Genomic DNA, 18,059 nt, shown 5'->3' with positions numbered 1-18,059 from the left:
CGCCCATGCATGGAGTAGTCATGAGCGCAGATAGACTCAATCTTCTGAATTTTTCATTGCCACGAATCCGCCTTCTCCATTTAAGTTGGGTGGCGTTCTTTATCAGTTTCGCCCTGTGGTTTTCCCACGCCCCCTTAATGGGGCACCTGCGCGACGTCTTCGACCTGACCGGCGAACAGGTTAAGGCACTACTGATTCTGAACGTGGCCCTGACGATTCCGGCACGCGTGGTGATTGGTTCCCTGGTGGACCGGTTTGGCCCGCGGCGGGTTTTCTCCACCCTGCTAATGAGTGCGGCTCTGCCCTGTTGGGCTTTTGCCTTGTCCAACAGCTTTGAGCAGCTGGCGATCAGCCGCTTGCTACTGGGTTTTGTGGGCGCCAGTTTCGTGGTCGGCATTCGCCTGATCAGTGAATGGTTTCCCGCCCGGGAGGTGGGCCTGGCTGAAGGTATTTATGCCGGCTGGGGGAACTTCGGTGCCTTTGCCTCTTACGTCACACTTCCCTCTCTGGCCCTGTTTTTTGGTGGCGAAGACGGTTGGCGCTGGGCGGTGGCCAGCACCGGCTTTATGTCCTTCCTGTACGGGCTGTTCTTTATGTGGCGCGCGCGCAATACCCCCGCCGGCGCTTCCTATTTCAAACCGAAAAAAGCCAGTGCGCTGGAAGTCAGCAACCGGCGTGACCTGTTCTTCTATATTGGCGCCAGCCTGCCGTTGTACATCGCGTTGTACATTATTGTGTGGCGGCTGGGCCCGGCAGGATTCCGCTTGTACGACAACAACACCCAGGCCATTTTCATCGTCGCTGTCAGTTTGCTGGCCGCCATTCAGTTATCACAGATATGGCAGGTCAATCGCGAACGCTGGCAGCAAAGCGCCCCGGAACAAGACAGCTATCCCTTCAAGCAGGTGGCCATTCTCAACCTGTCCTACTTCATTACGTTCGGCTCGGAACTGGCAGTGAATTCCATGCTGCCGTTGTTCTTCCTCGACACGTTCAGCGAAGTCACTCCGGTTACCGCCGGCTTGCTGGCGTCCGCCTTTGCCTTCACCAATTTAGTGGCGCGCCCCGGTGGCGGCTGGCTTTCTGACCGCATTGGCCGCAAGAAATCCCTGACTATTCTGTTTTGCGGTTTGTTGATGGGTTTTGTGCTGCTCAGCCAGATCAACAGCGGCTGGCCTGTGCTGCTCGCCATGGCGGCCACCATGGTCTGCTCCTGCTTTATTCAGGGCGGCGGCGGTGCCATTTTCGCCACTGTGCCGCTGATCAAACGCCGCCTTACCGGGCAAATCTCCGGCATGGTCGGCGCCTACGGCAACGCCGGCGCCGTGGTCTTTCTCACCGCCCTGACGTTTGTGGATGCCAGTACCTTCTTCCTGGTAATCGCCGCCTGTGCCACCGCCGTACTGGTTGCCGTCCAGTTTCTGGACGAACCCAAGGGACACATTGCAGAGGTGGATGAAGATGGCCGCGTTCAGCTAATCGAAGTGAGCTGAATGGCCCCACATGCGCGCGCTTCATCGCGCCTCTCATCCATCATCCACCCACAGGACCGGGGCTCTATCCCGGTTCTGTGGGTGGGGGGCAATGCCCCAATCACGAACACTTTTCGTGCACCACCCTACAGCTTGTCGTTTCACCAACAGGCACCCTGCTTGCTGAAAACGCACAAGAAAACAAAATTAATTCATTAAAATCATAACGTTACAAACTGGCACGCAGATTGCTTTATCCACACTTGTCATCAATGCTTCCGTGTATGGAGATACCATGAGCGCCGACAAGCTGAACCTGCTGAATTTTTCCGCGCCACGCATCCGGCTGTTGCACCTGAGCTGGCTCGCTTTCTTTATTACCTTTGTCGTGTGGTTCTCCCACGCGCCCTTAATGGGCCACCTGCGCGAAGCCTTCGATCTAAGTGCAGAACAGATCAAGGCGCTGTTGATTCTTAACGTGGCATTGACGATTCCTGCCCGCGTCGTGATTGGTTCGCTGGTGGATCGCTTTGGCCCACGGCGGGTGTTCGGCCTGTTGCTGATACTCGCCGCGTTTCCCTGCTGGGCCTTTGCCCTGTCGACCAGCTTCGAGCAACTGGCGGTCACCCGCCTGCTGATGGGTTTTGTGGGGGCTGGCTTCGTGGTCGGCATCCGCCTGATCAGTGAATGGTTTCCGGCCCGGGAAGTGGGCCTGGCCGAAGGGATCTATGGCGGCTGGGGCAACTTCGGCTCTGCCGCTGCGGCCATTACGCTTCCTACCGTGGCGCTGCTGTTCGGCGGGGACAATGGCTGGCGCTGGGCAATTGCCAGCACCGGTGCACTGGCGATGGCTTACGGTGTTTTCTTCCTGTGGCGGGCTCGCAACACCCCGGCGGGCGCCTCCTATTTCAAACCCAAAAAAGCCAGTGCACTGGAAGTCAGCAGCCGCAAGGACCTGTTTTTCTACCTGCTGATGAGCCTGCCGCTGTATATCGCGCTGCTGGTGATTGTATGGCGCCTGGGCCCCAGTAATCTGGATCTGTTCGGTACCACCACGCAAATCATGCTGGCTGCGCTGATCGTCAGCCTGGCGGTCGTGCAGCTGGGGCAGGCCTGGCGCGTTAACCATGAACGCCTGAAAACCGGCGTCGAGGAACACGACCGCTACAGCTTCAAGCAAGTGGCCATTCTTGATCTGGCCTACATGGTGACCTTTGGTTCAGAACTGGCCGTGGTCTCCATGCTGCCGCTGTTCTTCACCGACACCTTCAGCCTGTCTGCAGTGACCGCCGGCCTGCTCGCGTCTGGCTACGCCTTTATGAACCTGGTCGCACGACCGGGTGGCGGCTGGGTCTCTGACAAGTTTGGCCGCAAGAAATCCCTGGCGATCATGCTGTGTGGCCTGATGGTGGGCTACGGAATGATGAGCCAGATTGCTGGCAGCTGGCCCATCGCGCTGGCCGTGATCGCCACCATGTGCTGCTCGTTCTTCGTGCAGGCCGGTGAAGGCGCCGTGTTTGCCACCGTGCCTCTGATCAAACGCCGCCTCACCGGACAGATTGCCGGCATGGTCGGCGCCTACGGCAATGCCGGTGCGGTGATCTTCCTGACCGTGCTCACGTTCGTCGATCCATCCACGTTCTTCCTGGTGATTGCCGCCAGCGCGGCAGTGTCTCTGGCTGCGGTTCAGTTCCTGGACGAACCCAAGGGTCACATTGCGGAAATTGATGACGACGGCAATGTTCAGCTGATTGAGGTGGGATAACGTTTTCCCTCCGAAGTAGCTACCAGGCCGGCAGGGATGCCGGCCCACTCCATAGATAAACAAGAACCGCTCGTTAACGGCACAGGAGCCACCACGATGGATGCGTCCACCGCCCCGGCAAACATGGCAGCCCCCCCGGTCGAACCGGATCTGCACCCACGGGTGCGTATCGGCCAATTCAGTGACAGCGGCCCCAAGCTGCATAATCAGGACGCCCTGGCCATGCAGATACCGGAAGGCTCGCTGATGCGCACCAAGGGCATTGTGGCGGCACTGGCCGATGGCCTGTCCAGTGCGGGCGCGGCCCGGGAAGCGGCGGAATCCTGTGTGCTCGGTTTTATCAGCGATTACTACGCCACCCCGGCACTATGGAGCGTGCCCCGCTCTGCCCAGCGGGTGCTGGAAGCCCTGAACCGCTGGCTCTGCCGACAAACCCTGGCCGGGGAAAGTCATCTGTGCACACTGTCCCTGTTGATTTTGCGTTCACGCACCGCCCACATCTTTCAGGTGGGCGACTCCCGTGTCTGGCGCCTGCGCAACAACAAGCTGGAATGCCTGACCCGGGATCACAGCCGCATGATCGGCGAGAATCGACAGGTACTGACCCGCGTTATGGGCGGTGACACACGTCTGGATGTGGATTACAGCAACAGCGATCTGCAAGTGGGCGATGTCTATCTGCTAACCAGCGATGGCGTGCACGGCTTTCTCACTCGCTCACGCATGCAGGGTATTTTGCGTGGCGCCAACCAGCCGGAACTGGCGGCGCAAACCCTTGTGGAAGCGGCGCTGGCCAACGGCAGTGATGACAACCTCAGCTGCCAGGTACTGCACGTGGAAGGCTTGCCCGATGCCAGTGCCGATGAAACCCTGAAACAGCGTGGCAACCTGCCGCTTCCCCCGCCACTGTCTGCCGGTATCCGTATCGACGGCTTTACCGTGAAACGGGAGCTCTATGCCAGTGTGCGCAGCCACTTGTATCTGGTGGAAGACAACGACGGCAAACAATCGGTATTGAAAACGCCATCGGTGAATCTGGAAGATGACCGCGATGCCCTGGAGCGTTTCGTCATGGAAGGTTGGGTGGGTAATCGGTTACGCAACCCGCATTTACTCCATGCTCTGCCCGTGCCCGACAACCCCTCGTGTTTGTACCAGCACCTGGAATTTATCGACGGTGTGACCTTGAAGCAGTGGTTAAAGGAACACCCGGATGCACCGGTTGAAGAAAAACTGTATCTGGCCGATCAATTACTCAATGGCGTGCGGGCCCTGCACCGTGCCGATGTGATTCACGGGGACCTGAAACCGGACAACATCATGGTGGATACCGAGGGGCTGGTCCGCATCGTGGATTTTGGCAGCTGCCATTGCCGCGGCATGGAACAGCACACCGCCAGCATTCCGTTAGGGACCCGGCACTACAGTGCGCCGGAACTGGTGGAAGGCGAAGCGCCCAGTGAGCAGAGCGACCTGTTCTCCACCGCCGTCATTATTCATGAAATGCTCACCGGCGCCCTGCCCTGGCAAGGCCGTTATGAAAAATCGGTGCACCGTCCGCTTCCTCCCCTGCAAGGCCACAATGCGTTTATTCCGCTCTGGATCAACAACGTCTTGCAGTTAGCCCTGCAACGGCAACCGAAATTGCGGTTTACCGATGCGGCAGAATTTCGCGACGCACTGCGCCGCCCGGTACGCAGCAATAAACCGGTAGCGGACAGTAATATTTGGCAATTACGGATGTGGAAAGGCGCGGTGGTGGTCTTGGCCGTGTTGCTGCTTATCAGCGTTACGCTACGCTGACGCAACCAGAAAAGGCCAAGCACTTGTCGGGTTAGGCACCCGACAAGTGCTATAAGAAAGTCAGCGGTTAGTCCGCCAGACTACCAAGAGAGAACGTTTCGCCGTTGCTATGCACTTGCAGGGTATCACCCTGCTGCTCGGCCCAATCGACCAGCTGGTAAAACGCCGAGCGCCCGATCAGCGCATTGAGATTATCTCGCACACACAGGTACGGGGAAGGCTCGCCGGTTTCGCTGTCAGTGTTCACCCAGAGGGGATGGCCTGCGCCGGCAACCACATGGCTGCCCACATTGGTGGTAAATATCAGTTTCGTGGTTCCGCCTTCTTCCACCTGCTGTACTTCCGTGGCCACAAAGGGCGCATCGTCCACCTGAATGCGCAGTTTCTCCACGGGTGTAATCAGGAAATAGTCATCGTTTTCGCGCAACAGAATGGTGGAAAACAACGCCACCATTCTTTCCCGTTCAATGGGCGACTCTTGATAAAACCAGGTGCCGTCGCGGGCAATGCGCATATCAATATCCGCATGGCGTTCCGGTTTCCACTGATGCACCGGCGGCAGGCCGGTTTCATCGCCGGCGGCTTTTTCCAGTAGTGCCAGCAGTTCATCGGCCTGTTTCATCGTGGCCCCCGCTGGCCCTTGTTCCCCATGCGAATACCGATTTCGATCAGGAAATCCAGAAAGTCATCCTTGTCGTCGATTTGCTTCTGGTAAAACGGCGATTCCATCAACGCCACGGCGCCGTGGGCAAATGCCCAAGCGGAGCAGATGTGATACATCGGCGGCACGTCTTCCAGTGACCCTTCTTCCATGCGGGCTTTCACGATATCCGTGAGCCGCGCAAAATTGGCCTCACGGATGCTGTGCAGCTTGGCCACCAGTTCAGGCAGGGCATGGTCCTTGATGACCTTGTTTTCCAGCCGATCAAACAACTGATAGCGCTTGGGATCGGAAATCCGGAAACGGAAATATTCCCGCGCCAAGCGTTCCTTGTTATCCGCATCGGAAATTTGCTGGAACACGCCGGCCAGGTCTTCCTCATAGCGCAGCATCAGCAGCAGGTAGATTTCGTTCTTGGTTTCGAAATGCTTGTAGATAGTACCTTTGCCAATACCCACCCGGTCCGCAATCATTTCCACGGTTACCCGGTCTTCGCCTTCTTCCAGAAAAAGGGCCAGAGCCGCATCGAGAATCTCACGCTCGCGCTGACGAAACTCCTGAGCCTTGCGTGTGGCTTTTTCCAGATCACCCATCTATTTCTCCTTGCGCCCGGGTATGCGGGCCTAAAGCCGACTGAACAGTCGCAATTCTAACGCATTCCCTTTTTATACGCATATCGGATAGCAAACCGCGGCATTTCCGGCAGCGTCTCGCCAATACCTGTTCATGGAAACCTAGGGCCGGTTAGCATAGCGTCATGGTTTTCCGCCACGCATTCCGCTCAACCCAGCGCACGGAGGCAACACAACATGGCCAACTCTGACGGGAGCCCCCCGGACCTCGCCACCGAATTTGCCCAGCAGGACGGCCTGCTTTACCTCAACCATGCGGCCGTCGCCCCCTGGCCCCAACGTACCCAGGACGCGGTAACCGAGTTCGCCCGCCAGAACGTATTTATTGGCGCGCGGGATTATCCACACTGGTTGAAAGTCGAGCAGCAGCTGCGTGAGCGTCTGGCCTGGTTGGTGGGAGGCGTCAGCAGCGAGGAAATCGCCTTGCTCAAGAACACTTCCGAAGGTCTGTCTGTCATTGCCCAGGGCCTGGAGTGGCAGGCTGGTGATCAGATTATCATCAGTGATCAGGAATTCCCGTCCAACCGCATTCCCTGGCAAGCCCTGGCCAAGCAGGGCGTGGAAGTGATCGAGGTCAATCTGGAGGGCGACAACCCGGAGCAGGATGTCATTGACGCCATGGGGCCACGCACCCGCCTAGTGTCTCTCTCCGCTGTCCAGTACGGCACGGGGCTGCTAATGGACATGGCCCCCATCGGCGCCGCCTGCCGTGCCCAGGGCACACTCTTCTGTGTGGACGCCATCCAGATTCTCGGCGCGCTGCCGTTCTCTGCAGAGCAGGTAAACGCAGATTTTGTGGTGGCCGACGGCCACAAATGGATGCTCGGCCCGGAAGGGCTTGCCCTGTTCTATTGCCGCCGCGCGGTGCAGGATCAATTGATTCTGCGTCAGCATGGCTGGCATATGGTGGCCGATCCGGGCAATTACACCCGCAAGGACTGGCAGCCCGCGGCCACCGCCAAACGCTTTGAATGCGGGAGCCCGAACATGCTCGGCGCCCATGCCCTGAATGCCTCCCTGTCACTGCTGCAGGACACGGGCATGGACGCCGTGGCCGATGCCCTGCAACAACGGGTGCAACGGCTGATCGAAGGGCTGAACGACAAAGGCGCCATCCTACTCAGTGCCCCGGCCCCGCAACGGCGGGCAGGGATTGTCACGTTCCGCCTGCCCGAAGAAGTCCCGGGCGACACCTTCCAGCGCCTGAAAAAAGGCGGCGTAGTGTGCGCAGAACGCGGCGGTGGCGTGCGCTTTTCGCCACACTTCTACACTGCCGATTCGGTCATCGACCAGGCTTTGGAGCTGCTGTAAGCTCCTGAACCTCATACGCGCCTCGTTATGGATACCGGAGCCTCACAGATGAACCGACAGCTGGCCTTCTATCAATGGATTTGCCGCCGTTTGCAGCGGGATGAGCAGTTCAGCGGCCAGCCCAGTGCAGACCTGGAAAGCCTGCGCACGGTGCTGAAATCCTGTGACGTGCTGTTGGTAGCTGGGCACAGCAGCGTAGACCGCACCTTCAAGGTCATCGGCGATAGCCGCTACGCCCGCGCGGTGCTTTATATTGGCCGCCTGCACGACGTGGCCGACCCGGCCCTGCGCGCCCTGTTGGCGGACTACACCCCCTGCGAACCGGATACCCAGCTGGTGATCGATGCCCGCCTGGAACGGGGGCTGATTGTGGAACCGCTGTCCGCGCTGGAAGGTCGCCAGATTCGCGTCTGCCGGGCACAGGGGCTGAGCGACAATGAAGCCCAGGATGTTCTCCGCTACGCCATCAGCCGGATTGGCGCCGGGGGCGCCCAGTCCTGGGGCGCACTGGCCATGATGACCCTGCTTCCCTGGCGCTGGCTGCCCCTGCGCTGGCGCACCGGCCTGTTCCGACGCTGGGCCGGTGAATTGATCAAGGCGCTTAGTGGCACCGTCGTCGCCGATGCCTTCAGCTTTGTGCAATTCCCGGTAATGCCGCTGGTGAAGGAAAGCGAACCCGCCGCCCGCTTGCTCCGGCTGCAACCCAGAGCCATTACTGCTGCGGACTTCGACCACTCGCCCTACTTCGAGATTATCAAGGCGCCCTTCCAGCTGGATGCCATCCCCAAGGGGATTGATGCCCTGCCCTGGAAGGGCAATCAGGGTGCGCTGGCGCCGGAACGTCAGCGCCACCTGTCACTGGTGGAGCCGCCGAACGGACACCACGGCTAGCAGCGCCAGCAGCCACCAGGACAAACTGCCCCCGCCACCGCCGCCATCACTCCCGCCACTGGCAGTACCGCCAGTGGACGCACTGTTGCGCGCCTGGGCCGGATGGGTGCTCGCCGAGCTATCATTCGCCGGGTAATCCCCGTTATCGGTCCACACCTGTACAACCAGGCTGTCGTCACCCTGACCATCCAGAATCAGTTGCTGGGACGCCACCTCACCGGGCGACATATCGCCAAGCCCGCATTGCACCAGGCCGCCCCCGGCACAGTTCTCAGGCAGTGACACCGGGCTCCACCCGGACGGCAAGGTAAAGCCGACCCGCACCCGCGCCGCCGCTTGGTGAGTCGCCGCATTGGTCACCTGGGCGTTGACCCGCACCAGGTCATCATTGCCCCGCTGCGTGGTCAGGCTGAGCACCACATCCGGCTCATTGCTGAATACCAGCTTGAAACTCTCCCCCAGGCTGGCGAAATAATCGTGGGACACACTGCTGATCGGCTCGACGCGAACTTCATCCACCCAGCGGCCACTGGCACTGAGGCCAACGCTATAAGTCGAGGTCTCCTGCCCCAGCGCCAAGTCCGCACTGCCACGGCAGTCTGTATAGCCACTGTTCTTCACACAGGTCAGCCCGGGAACACGGACCGTAAGCCCGTTCTTGTGGGTGATTCGCAGGCCCACGTTATTGGCCCGGGTCTGCTGGCTGGTGTTGGCGATGGCGGTGCGCAACGTGGCGGAAGTCCCCGGGCTGCTATAGGTGTCAGCGGTGCTGCCGGTGAGCGCCAGATCCACCAGGCTGCCCGAGGTGGTTTGTTCCAACCAGGTCAGATAACGGTCCACACGGGTATAGACTGCAGGCACGCCGGCGGTGGCGCACTGTTCATGGCCGTAGCTGGTAATACCAACCAGCCATTGCTGCCCCGGCTCGCCATACACCAAAGGCCCGCCGCTATCACCACGACAGGAATCCTGGGCGACACCCTGGGGATTCATTTCACCCGCACAGATCTGGTTACCGCTCAGGTTGCTCCACTGGCTGGCGCAATAGCCGCTGGACACATAATCCACACGGGCTTCGCGCAGGGAGTCGGACAGGCCATTGCCGCTGGGAGACGTGGACCCCCAGCCCATTATCAGCAGGGCCTCGTCGCTGCTGCCCCGGGTCAGCGCAGACACGGTCTGCGCTTTGGCCAGATCCAGTGGCCTGGCAGTACTGTCCGAGGCCAATTGCAACAGCGCCAGATCGTTGTGGAAAGTGACAGCACGATAACCCGGGTGTACCCGCACCGAAGAGACCGCCAGGCGTTCCGCCGGGTTGGCCGCCGTCCGATCCAGGCTCCCCAGGGCCACAAACAGTTGCCCCGCCTGCAAGGTGGTACCACTGGAGGTCACCACGCAGTGCGCCGCCGTCAGCACCCAGCCGGGTGCGATCAGGGTGCCACCACAGAGTGTGGCGCCATAGGCAGGATTTCCGGATCGACTGATTTCCACTTCGGCCATCCACGGCCGGATTGTTGCTACGTCCTGTCCCCCGATGATCCGAGGTTGAGCGTCAAGCGCCGATACCGTTTGAGCCAGACCCATCCCCAGCATCAGGGCGAACATCAAACGATACATAAGATTACCTTTCGTTAGCATTACGTTACGGAGCGCATACTAACTAAGGTTTTCGGCGTAATCCTGTGACCCAGTTCTGATATTACAATGGTGGCACATTCGTACCTGAAGATGCTGAAAAATGACCACCAAGTTCAGTCATTTTTCGCCAACTTTTGCCACTTTTAGCGACAGAATTCATCAAATTGCAAGCAATTACACTGCATCAAAACCCTCTAAAATTTACTGCTTATTACGGTAAACATTTTACGTTTTGATGTTACTCTTTCGTCCCTGACTGATCCGTCACTGTTGCCCCGTCATCATGTTCATCGCCAGGTTCCGGTAACGCCCTGCGCGCTTTTGCACCCAGATCTTTCAGTTGCTGGGCCTGACGGTAGAGGTTGCCGCGGCCGCTGCTGAGGCGTTTGAAGGTGGTGTCCCATGCCACCTGGGCCTTGCCAATTTTGTCTCCCAGGTCGTCCATGGACTCCCCGATCAGTGACACCTGATCGCAGATTTTCCCCGCACGATCGGCAATATCCAGGGCATTGCGGTTCTGATATTCATAGCGCCAGATATTCTGGATCGTGCGCAGGGTCACCAACAGCGTAGTCGGGCTAACCAGCACAATGTTGCGGGCAAAGGCATCCGTATAGAGGCTGGAATCCTGCTCCATGGCTACCATGAAGGCGCCTTCGATAGGAATAAAGAGCAGCACAAAATCCAGGCTGCGGATCCCTTCCAGGCCACTGTAATCCTTGGTATCCAGCCCCTTGATGTGGCTTCGCAGTGAGGTCAGGTGATCACGTAATGCCTGTTCGCGCTCCTCTGACGTAGACGCCGAAGACAGCCGCTCATAGGCAACCAGAGACACTTTCGCATCAATCACCACATCCTTGTTTTCCGGCAGGTGAACGATGGCATCGGGCAGGCGACGCTGGCCGCTCTCGTCCTTCAGGGTGACCTGGGTTTCGTATTCACGGCCCCGGGTCAGGCCGGAAGACTCCAGCACCCGCTCCAGAATCATTTCACCCCAGTTACCCTGGGTCTTGGCCTGCCCTTTCAGCGCATCGGTCAGGTTGCGGGCATCTTCGTGCATCTGCTGGTTCAGGCTTTTCAGGTGGCCCAGCTGTTCGATCAGGGACGCCTGGGCGCGGGTCTCGTCACTGTGAATCTGGTCTACCCGGCGCCGGAAGTCCGCCAGCTGCTCACGAAACGGCTTGAGCATGCCGTCGAGGCCTTGTTGGTGCTGCTCCTGCAGTTGCTTGCCGCGCTGATCGAGCACCTTCCCTGAGAGGTTTTCAAACTCCTGTTTCAGCTGGTTGCGGCTTTGCTCGGAGAAGGCCAGCTTTTCCTGCTGCCCGGCCAGCCGCTCTTCCAGACGCGCTTTCTCTGCCCCCAACTGCTGCAACTGCGCATCGGTGTCGCGCTGTCGCTGCTGCTGCCCTTCCAGTTGCTGTTTTAGCAGGGGCACCTGGGCCAACGGCTCGCTCAGTGCCTGTTTCTCGGCCATCAATGCCGCCTCGCGGGCCGCCGCCCGGCGCCGCTCGATCAGCACCGCCAACAGTGCCGCCACGGCACCACCACATAGCGCTGCCAGCGCCACCATTGCATACAGATTCATGCCTGCGCCTTGTTAAACAGGGAGAAGAAATTATCCGCGGTGGCCTTGGCCAGCTCCGTCACACTGACACCCTGAAGCTCGGCCACGCATTCAGCCACATGCGCCACATAACGCGGTTCATTGGGCTTGCCACGGAACGGCACCGGCGCCAGCCAGGGCGCGTCGGTTTCAATCAACAGCCGCTCCAGCGGCAGCTGCTTCACGGTGTCACGCAGGGCCTGGGCATTGCGGAAGGTCACGATGCCGGAAATGGAAATATAGAAGCCCAACTCAATAGCCTGCAAGGCCATGTCCAGGTCTTCGGTGAAACAGTGCAGCACCCCGCGCACCTGGCCAGCGCCATGCTCACGCAACAACGCTAGCGTGTCTTCCTTGGCGCCACGGGTATGCACGACTGACGGCAAGCCAGTTTCCCGGGCCGCCTGAATATGGGCCACGAAATAGCGTTGTTGCCACTCCCGCTCTTCCTTGGCATAGAAGTAATCCAGCCCGGTCTCGCCAATGGCCACCACCTTGGGGTGCGCAGCCCGCTCCACCAGCTCGGAGGATTGCGGCTCACGGGATTCCTTGTAGAGCGGATGTACGCCAACGCTGGCAAACACGTTCTCATATTGCTCGGCCAGTGCCTGCACCTGCGGGAAGCTTTCCAGATCCACACCAATACACAGCATATGGCTGACCCCCGCCTGCGCCGTGGCCGCCATCATCGCCTCGAAATCGCCACCATGGGCGTCAAGATTCAGGCGATCCAAATGGCAATGGGAATCCACAAAAGGGGTAGCAGTCACAACAGGCTCCAACGTTAAAAACGCTGATATTGTAGAGGAGATAGGCAACATGCGACACGCCGCACGTGGCCACGCTTGATGCCGGACGCGGGATGTTAAACGCAAAAGCGGCAATACCTTGGGGTATTGCCGCTTTAAAACTGAATAACGCGACGCTGGGGTTTAGCTTCTAGCTTCTAGCTTCTAGCTTCTAGCTTCTAGCTTCTAGCTTCCGGCATCCGGCATCCGGCATCCGGCATTTTATTACATCGTATGCGTCGGTCGATCCGACTCCAGCGAGCCTGCCAGGTGGTTTTCAATGGTGACACGGGCGGTGTCATCCTGGTCGGAGAACTGCACGCCGATACCAGCACTACGGTTGCCTTGAGCGCCTTTGGGCGTAATCCAGATCACCTTGCCCGCCACCGGAATCTTGTCGGCTTCGTCCATGATATTGAGCAGCAGGAAGATTTCTTCTCCCAGCTTGTATTGCTTTTCGGTGGGAATAAACAGGCCACCATTGGTAATGAACGGCATGTAGGCCGAGTACAGCACCGCCTTGTCTTTGATGGAAAGCGACAGAATGCCACTACGACCGCCGGGCATTTTCATGAGCGAGCCTCTTACGAAATTATTATTAATCTTTGATAAAGGTTAGTGCGCTGCCGCCGCAGCGTCAACGCCCACCAGCACCAGCAACCACTGCTCGTACAGCAATTCCTTGTTGGGGTTGGCCCCAGACAGCAAGGCACGGCGGCCTTCCAGCACCCGCTGGGCGGCCCGCAACAAACGCGCCGGAGGCACCGCCTTGCTGAGTCGATCCAGCAGTGGAGCCAGGGATGCATCGGCGCTCTGCTGGCCGGAGAAGCGCTGATGCAGACAGCGTGACAACCAGCCATAAATCACCCCGGCCATTTCAGTGGGGTCATGCTTGGCGAGCACTGGCGACGCTTGCGCCACCGACTGCCGCCCTTCCGCCACACTGACCAGGGTATCGAGCAAACGGGCCCGGTCGGCAAACCAGTCCGCCTGCTCCAGTGCCAGCGCCTGGAGTGGTGCGCCCTGGGCGGCATCCAGTAACGAAGCGGCGCTCTCGCCCACCTGGCTCTGCAACCACTGCAGCGCCTGCTCCTGCTCCGGTAACGGCAAGGTGCGCTGCTGGCAACGGCTGCGAATGGTGGGCAACAACAGCGTCGGCTGATCGCAGACCAGCAGCAACAGGGTCTGCGCGCCCGGCTCTTCCAGGGTTTTCAGCAAGGCATTCTGGGCATTGCGGTTGAGGGCTTCCGCCGGATAGATAATGGCAACCCGATAGCCACTGTACTGCGCCGTGCGGGTGGCAAACCCCACCAGCTTGCGGACCTGATCAATCTTGATGGTTTTGCTTTTTTCTTCCGGGCTGAGGCGGTGCAGATCGGGGTGGGTGCCGGCGGTGCTGAGCTGGCACCCCTGACAGTGGCCACAGGGCAGCCCTGCGGAAGGTTTCTCGCAAAGCAGGGTCTGAGCCAGGGATTCGGCCAAGCGCAGCTTGCCGATGCCTTTGGCACCGGTCAGCAACAGCGCATGGGGCAACCGCCCCTGCGCGTGCTGGTCAAGCAGTTGCGCCATGGCATCGCCATGCCAGGGGCACGGTGCCTGAACTTTTGCGCCGGTTACGGCCATGCCAGCATCTCCTCGACTATCGCGCCCAGCTGTTGCTGTACCGACCCCAACGGCTGCCCCGCATCCACGGTGCGGAACCGGCTGGGCTCCTGGGCTGCACGGGCCAGATAACACTGGCGGATACGTTCAAAAAAAGCCCGGTCTTCCTGTTCGATGCGATCCAGAGCGGCACGTTTGCCGGCACGTGCCATGCCCACCTCTACCGGCACATCAAACAGTACGGTCATGTCCGGGCGGGTGTCGCGAATAACCAGGCTTTCCAGGTCGGCAATGGCTGCACTGTCCAGCCCTCGCCCTGCCCCCTGGTAAGCCCAGGTGGCGTCCACAAAACGATCACACAGCACCCATTCGCCACGGGCCAGTGCCGGGCGGATCTTCTGCTCCAGGTGCTGCGCGCGGGCGGCGAACACCAGCAGCAACTCCGTATCATCCGCCATAGGCTCATCACCGGGCGCCAACAGTACACCACGAATCGATTCCGCCAAGGCGGTGCCACCGGGTTCGCGGCTCACTGTCACCGTCTTGCCGGCGGCTCTGAGAGCGTCGGCCAGCCATTCCAGATTGCTGCTTTTGCCGGCGCCCTCGCCGCCTTCCAAGGTGATGAAACGGCCGCTCATTGCCCGCCTCCGGGTGAAGAACGGTAGCCTTCGCGGCGTTGCAGCTGATACTCACGCACGGCTTTGCGGTGCTGAGCCAGGGTTTTGGAAAAGGAATGGCTGCCATCACCCCGCGCCACGAAATACAGGGACTCGGTTTTTCCCGGATTCACTGCCGCCAGGATCGCTTCCCGGCCGGGCATGGCGATCGGCGTGGGCGGCAACCCCCGAATCACATAAGTGTTGTACGGAGTCGCACGGCGCAGATCGGAGCGACGTATATTGCCCTTGTAGTCCTCCCCCATTCCGTAGATCACCGTCGGGTCGGTTTGCAGGCGCATGCCCTTGTTCAAACGATTGGTAAACACCCCGGCAATTTCCGGACGCTCTTTCGGCACACCGGTTTCCCTTTCCACAATGGACGCCATAATCAGCGCCTCGTATGGCGTGTCGTAAGGCAGATCCTTGGCCCGCTGCTGCCAGGCTTCATCAAGGATGTTTTCCTGACGCGCCAGCGCCCGGGCCAAGATGGTCAGATCTGCAGTGCCGCGGGTATAAAAATAGGTTTCCGGCGCGAACCAGCCTTCCGGGTGGCGGTCCGGGCGACCCAGTTCCGTCATCACCTGTTCATCTGTCAGCCCTTCCAGTCGGTGCTCAAGCGTTTCCAGAGAGGCCAACCGGGCACGCAGCTCCCGGAAGTTCCAACCTTCCACCAGAGTCAGGCTGCGTTGCAGCACATCGCCCCGGTCCATTTTCTCCAGCAGGGACAACAGCGAATCACCGGGCTTGAGTTGATACTCGCCCACATGCATGCGGCCATCCATGCCGGTGAAAGCAGAATAAAGGCGCGCGCCGACACGACGGAAGCGAGCTTCCAGGCCCTTACCCAGGATGCCCTCATCATTGAGGTTGTACAGCACCCGGCTTAAACCGGCGCCCCGGGGCACCTCCACCGTTAATGTTTCAGAAACCGGTAATGGGCGGTGTAGATAACTGCTGACCCAGGCCCCCGCCACAGGTACAGCGACTACCAGCAAGACAACCAGCAGTCCAAAAATACGGATTTTTTTTCGCATAGTGCGGTTATTAGCCCTTCAGTGAGCCGGCCAAAAAGGTTTCTGTCGACTGTTGCAGTTCCCGGACCGATGCCAGCACCGGCCAATGCCATTGCGCCAGTTTACGCACCGGGAGCACGCCGACAATACTGTTACACAGAAACAGCCCGTCAGCAGTGCGCAGCTGTGACAGCGGCCGCAGATCGCAAATCACCTTTTCGCCCCGTTGTTTCAACGTGTCGAAAAGGTGGCTTCGCATAACGCCGGACACGCCCGCTCCAGCGGCAGCCAGATCAGGCATCCACCAGTGATCGGCGAACCGGGCAAAAAGATTCATGGAGGTGGCTTCCAACGGCTGCCTGCGGGTACTGAGCAACAACCCTTCGTCCCACCCCTGCCGCGCCACTTCGCGGCGAGCCATCACCTGGGGAAGCCGGTTCAGGTGCTTGAATCCTGCCAACGGCTCAGAATACAGCGGCGTCTGGCAGAGCCCCAGCGCCAGGCCTTCGCGGCGAAGCCGTTCAGACCAGGCTGGCAGCTCCCCACTTTGCCACAACACCGTGGGTTTTGCCGATGCAGGCGGCAAATAGCCACGGCCACCAACGCCGCGCGTGACCGTCAACTTGACCACGCCAGCCTCGCCGCCGAGAACGGCGATCCCTTCATTCAAAGCAGCATCGAGTCGGGATTGATCGGGTAACGCAATATCCAGCGCGTGCAGCCCGGCCACCATGCGCGCACGGTGGCGCGACCACAGGGGCGCTTCGCCGGAGGCAGCCACGCGCACGGTTTCAAAAACACCGTCGCCGTAGGCGAGACCGCGGTCACGGGGATTCAGTGGCATTACACCTTCTTGAACAGCAGGGTCCCGTTAGTACCACCGAAACCGAACGAGTTGGATAACGCGTACTGGATGGTGCGTTCCTGCGCCTGGTTCGCCACGAAGTTCAGATCACAGCCTTCGTCCGGGTTATCCAGATTGATGGTAGGCGGCGCCACCGAATCACGCATGGCGAGAATGGAAAAAATCGCTTCCACGGCCCCCGCCGCCCCCAGCAGGTGCCCAACCATGGATTTGGTGGAGCTCACAGCCAGATTATAGGCATGATCGCCAAACAGGGTTTTCACCGCCATGGCTTCTGCCACATCGCCCATCTGGGTGGAGGTGCCGTGGGCATTGATGTAATCCACCTGTTCCGGCTCGACCCCTGCATTTCGCAGGGCATTACGCATGGCGCGCATGGCGCCGTCGCCGCCCTCTGCCGGGGAGGTGATGTGATAGGCATCATCACTCATGCCAAATCCGGCCAGCTCCGCATAAATCGTGGCACCACGGGCCTTGGCGTGCTCGTACTCTTCCAGCACCACCGCGCCGGCACCATCGGCCAGCACGAAGCCATCACGGTCCTTGTCCCAGGGGCGGCTGGCGGCTTGCGGGTCATCGTTGCGGGTGGATAGCGCGCGGGCAGCGGCGAAACCACCCAGCCCCAGCGGCGAAGAGCCTTTCTCGGCACCGCCGGCAACCATCACATCCGCCTGCCCCAGCACAATTTGCTGGGCAGCAAAACCAATGTTATGGGTTCCGGTGGTGCAGGCCGTTACTGTGGCAAAGTTGGGCCCTTTCATGCCGTACATGATCGCCAGATTACCCGCGATCATGTTGATGATGGTGCCAGGCACAAAAAACGGCGACAGCTTGCGGGGGCCGGAATCGAGCAGTTTGCGGTGATTGTCTTCGATATTGGTAAGGCCACCGATACCAGAGCCAATCGCCGCCCCCACACGCTCGGCATCTTCCTTTTCCATATCCAGGCCGGCATCACGCACCGCCTGAATGGCCGCCACCAGCCCGTATTGCACGAAGACGTCCATCTTGCGGGCATCTTTGGGAGGCAGATACTCGGAAATATCAAAATCAGGCACCAGGCCGGCAAAACGGGTAGCAAAAGGCTCCGTATCAAAGTGCTCGATGTTACGAATGCCACTCTTGCCCGCCTTGATACCTTCCCAGGTAGAAGCCACATCGACTCCCAGCGGCGTGAGCATTCCCAACCCTGTAATAACGACTCGACGTGACGTCACCCGATACCTCCCAATCCATTATTTTGGCGCCATTTAACGGCCTTAATGCGACAAGATTACTACAAGCGGCCCGGTAACAGGTCGCCGTAATGTAAGAAAACGTCACTTGTCGCCACAAATATTCTGGCCACAAAAAAGC

General features: G+C 59.6%; 16 protein-coding genes. 5 read left to right on the top strand and 11 right to left on the bottom strand.

Features of this window, described 5'->3' with window-relative positions:
* The first annotated feature begins 20 nt into the window (after positions 1 to 20).
* The 3 genes from F1529_RS11430 (at position 21) to F1529_RS11420 (ending at position 5,040) form a co-directional block, all read left to right on the top strand.
* Complete coding sequence (locus tag F1529_RS11430; RefSeq protein WP_155134824.1) at positions 21 to 1,493, top strand: NarK family nitrate/nitrite MFS transporter; 1,473 nt, start codon at positions 21 to 23, stop codon at positions 1,491 to 1,493.
* 274 nt (positions 1,494 to 1,767) lie between these two features.
* Positions 1,768 to 3,237 (top strand): NarK family nitrate/nitrite MFS transporter, encoded by a 1,470-nt coding sequence (locus F1529_RS11425; protein WP_155134821.1) that lies wholly within the window; start codon positions 1,768 to 1,770, stop codon positions 3,235 to 3,237.
* Positions 3,238 to 3,333: 96 nt separating this feature from the next.
* Entirely contained in the window at positions 3,334 to 5,040 is a 1,707-nt protein-coding gene (locus F1529_RS11420) for a bifunctional protein-serine/threonine kinase/phosphatase (protein WP_155134818.1), read from the top strand.
* 67 nt (positions 5,041 to 5,107) lie between these two features.
* Here the strand turns inward: F1529_RS11420 and F1529_RS11415 are convergent, their stop codons facing one another.
* Together F1529_RS11415 and F1529_RS11410 are read right to left on the bottom strand one after the other, a co-directional pair.
* Positions 5,108 to 5,662 carry a DUF1285 domain-containing protein gene (locus tag F1529_RS11415; RefSeq protein ID WP_155134815.1) on the bottom strand — a complete coding sequence of 185 codons (555 nt, stop codon included), beginning with the start codon at positions 5,660 to 5,662 and terminating at the stop codon, positions 5,108 to 5,110.
* The gene (locus F1529_RS11410; protein ID WP_007149564.1) at positions 5,659 to 6,294 is read right to left on the bottom strand and encodes a TetR/AcrR family transcriptional regulator; all 636 of its coding nucleotides are present in this window, start codon (positions 6,292 to 6,294) and stop codon (positions 5,659 to 5,661) included. Before F1529_RS11410 ends, F1529_RS11415 begins: the two co-directional genes overlap by 4 nt.
* A 216-nt stretch (positions 6,295 to 6,510) precedes the next feature.
* On the opposite strand from F1529_RS11410, the gene F1529_RS11405 reads away from it, so the two are divergent.
* Both F1529_RS11405 and F1529_RS11400 read left to right on the top strand, forming a co-directional pair.
* Entirely contained in the window at positions 6,511 to 7,644 is a 1,134-nt protein-coding gene (locus F1529_RS11405) for an aminotransferase class V-fold PLP-dependent enzyme (RefSeq protein WP_155134812.1), read from the top strand.
* A 48-nt stretch (positions 7,645 to 7,692) separates the two neighbouring features.
* Positions 7,693 to 8,535: a hypothetical protein gene (locus F1529_RS11400; RefSeq protein WP_039925853.1), complete on the top strand. Its 843-nt coding sequence runs from the start codon at positions 7,693 to 7,695 to the stop codon at positions 8,533 to 8,535.
* Here the strand turns inward: F1529_RS11400 and F1529_RS11395 are convergent.
* From F1529_RS11395 to fabF, 9 genes are all read right to left on the bottom strand, one after another.
* Entirely contained in the window at positions 8,500 to 10,152 is a 1,653-nt protein-coding gene (locus tag F1529_RS11395) for a trypsin-like serine protease (protein WP_155134809.1), read from the bottom strand. The two genes, F1529_RS11400 and F1529_RS11395, sit on opposite strands and share 36 nt — an antisense overlap.
* A gap of 259 nt (positions 10,153 to 10,411) precedes the next feature.
* The gene (locus F1529_RS11390; RefSeq protein ID WP_155134806.1) at positions 10,412 to 11,758 is read right to left on the bottom strand and encodes a DNA recombination protein RmuC; all 1,347 of its coding nucleotides are present in this window, start codon (positions 11,756 to 11,758) and stop codon (positions 10,412 to 10,414) included.
* Positions 11,755 to 12,546, bottom strand: a complete 792-nt coding sequence (locus F1529_RS11385) for a TatD family hydrolase (protein ID WP_370457006.1) — start codon at positions 12,544 to 12,546, stop codon at positions 11,755 to 11,757. Before F1529_RS11385 ends, F1529_RS11390 begins: the two co-directional genes overlap by 4 nt.
* A 243-nt stretch (positions 12,547 to 12,789) precedes the next feature.
* Positions 12,790 to 13,137 (bottom strand): PilZ domain-containing protein, encoded by a 348-nt coding sequence (locus F1529_RS11380; RefSeq protein ID WP_007148593.1) that lies wholly within the window; start codon positions 13,135 to 13,137, stop codon positions 12,790 to 12,792.
* A 42-nt stretch (positions 13,138 to 13,179) separates the two neighbouring features.
* Entirely contained in the window at positions 13,180 to 14,187 is a 1,008-nt protein-coding gene (locus F1529_RS11375; RefSeq protein ID WP_155134800.1) for a DNA polymerase III subunit delta', read from the bottom strand.
* Complete coding sequence (tmk, locus tag F1529_RS11370; RefSeq protein ID WP_007150121.1) at positions 14,178 to 14,804, bottom strand: dTMP kinase; 627 nt, start codon at positions 14,802 to 14,804, stop codon at positions 14,178 to 14,180. Before tmk ends, F1529_RS11375 begins: the two co-directional genes overlap by 10 nt.
* Complete coding sequence (mltG, locus tag F1529_RS11365) at positions 14,801 to 15,859, bottom strand: endolytic transglycosylase MltG (protein WP_155134796.1); 1,059 nt, start codon at positions 15,857 to 15,859, stop codon at positions 14,801 to 14,803. Before mltG ends, tmk begins: the two co-directional genes overlap by 4 nt.
* Before the next feature lie 10 nt (positions 15,860 to 15,869).
* Positions 15,870 to 16,682, bottom strand: coding sequence for an aminodeoxychorismate lyase (gene pabC / locus F1529_RS11360; RefSeq protein WP_155134793.1), 813 nt, complete (start codon positions 16,680 to 16,682; stop codon positions 15,870 to 15,872).
* Positions 16,682 to 17,920: a beta-ketoacyl-ACP synthase II gene (gene fabF, locus F1529_RS11355; protein ID WP_083787436.1), complete on the bottom strand. Its 1,239-nt coding sequence runs from the start codon at positions 17,918 to 17,920 to the stop codon at positions 16,682 to 16,684. The genes pabC and fabF overlap by 1 nt, the downstream gene beginning before the upstream one ends.
* Positions 17,921 to 18,059: the final 139 nt, after the last annotated feature.

Origin of the sequence: Alcanivorax sp. VBW004 (assembly GCF_009718865.1) — a bacterium.
In the GTDB taxonomy this organism is placed as follows: domain Bacteria; phylum Pseudomonadota; class Gammaproteobacteria; order Pseudomonadales; family Alcanivoracaceae; genus Alcanivorax.
Note: the sequence above shows the minus strand (reverse complement) of the source record. Positions and strands in the feature narration are given on the sequence as shown.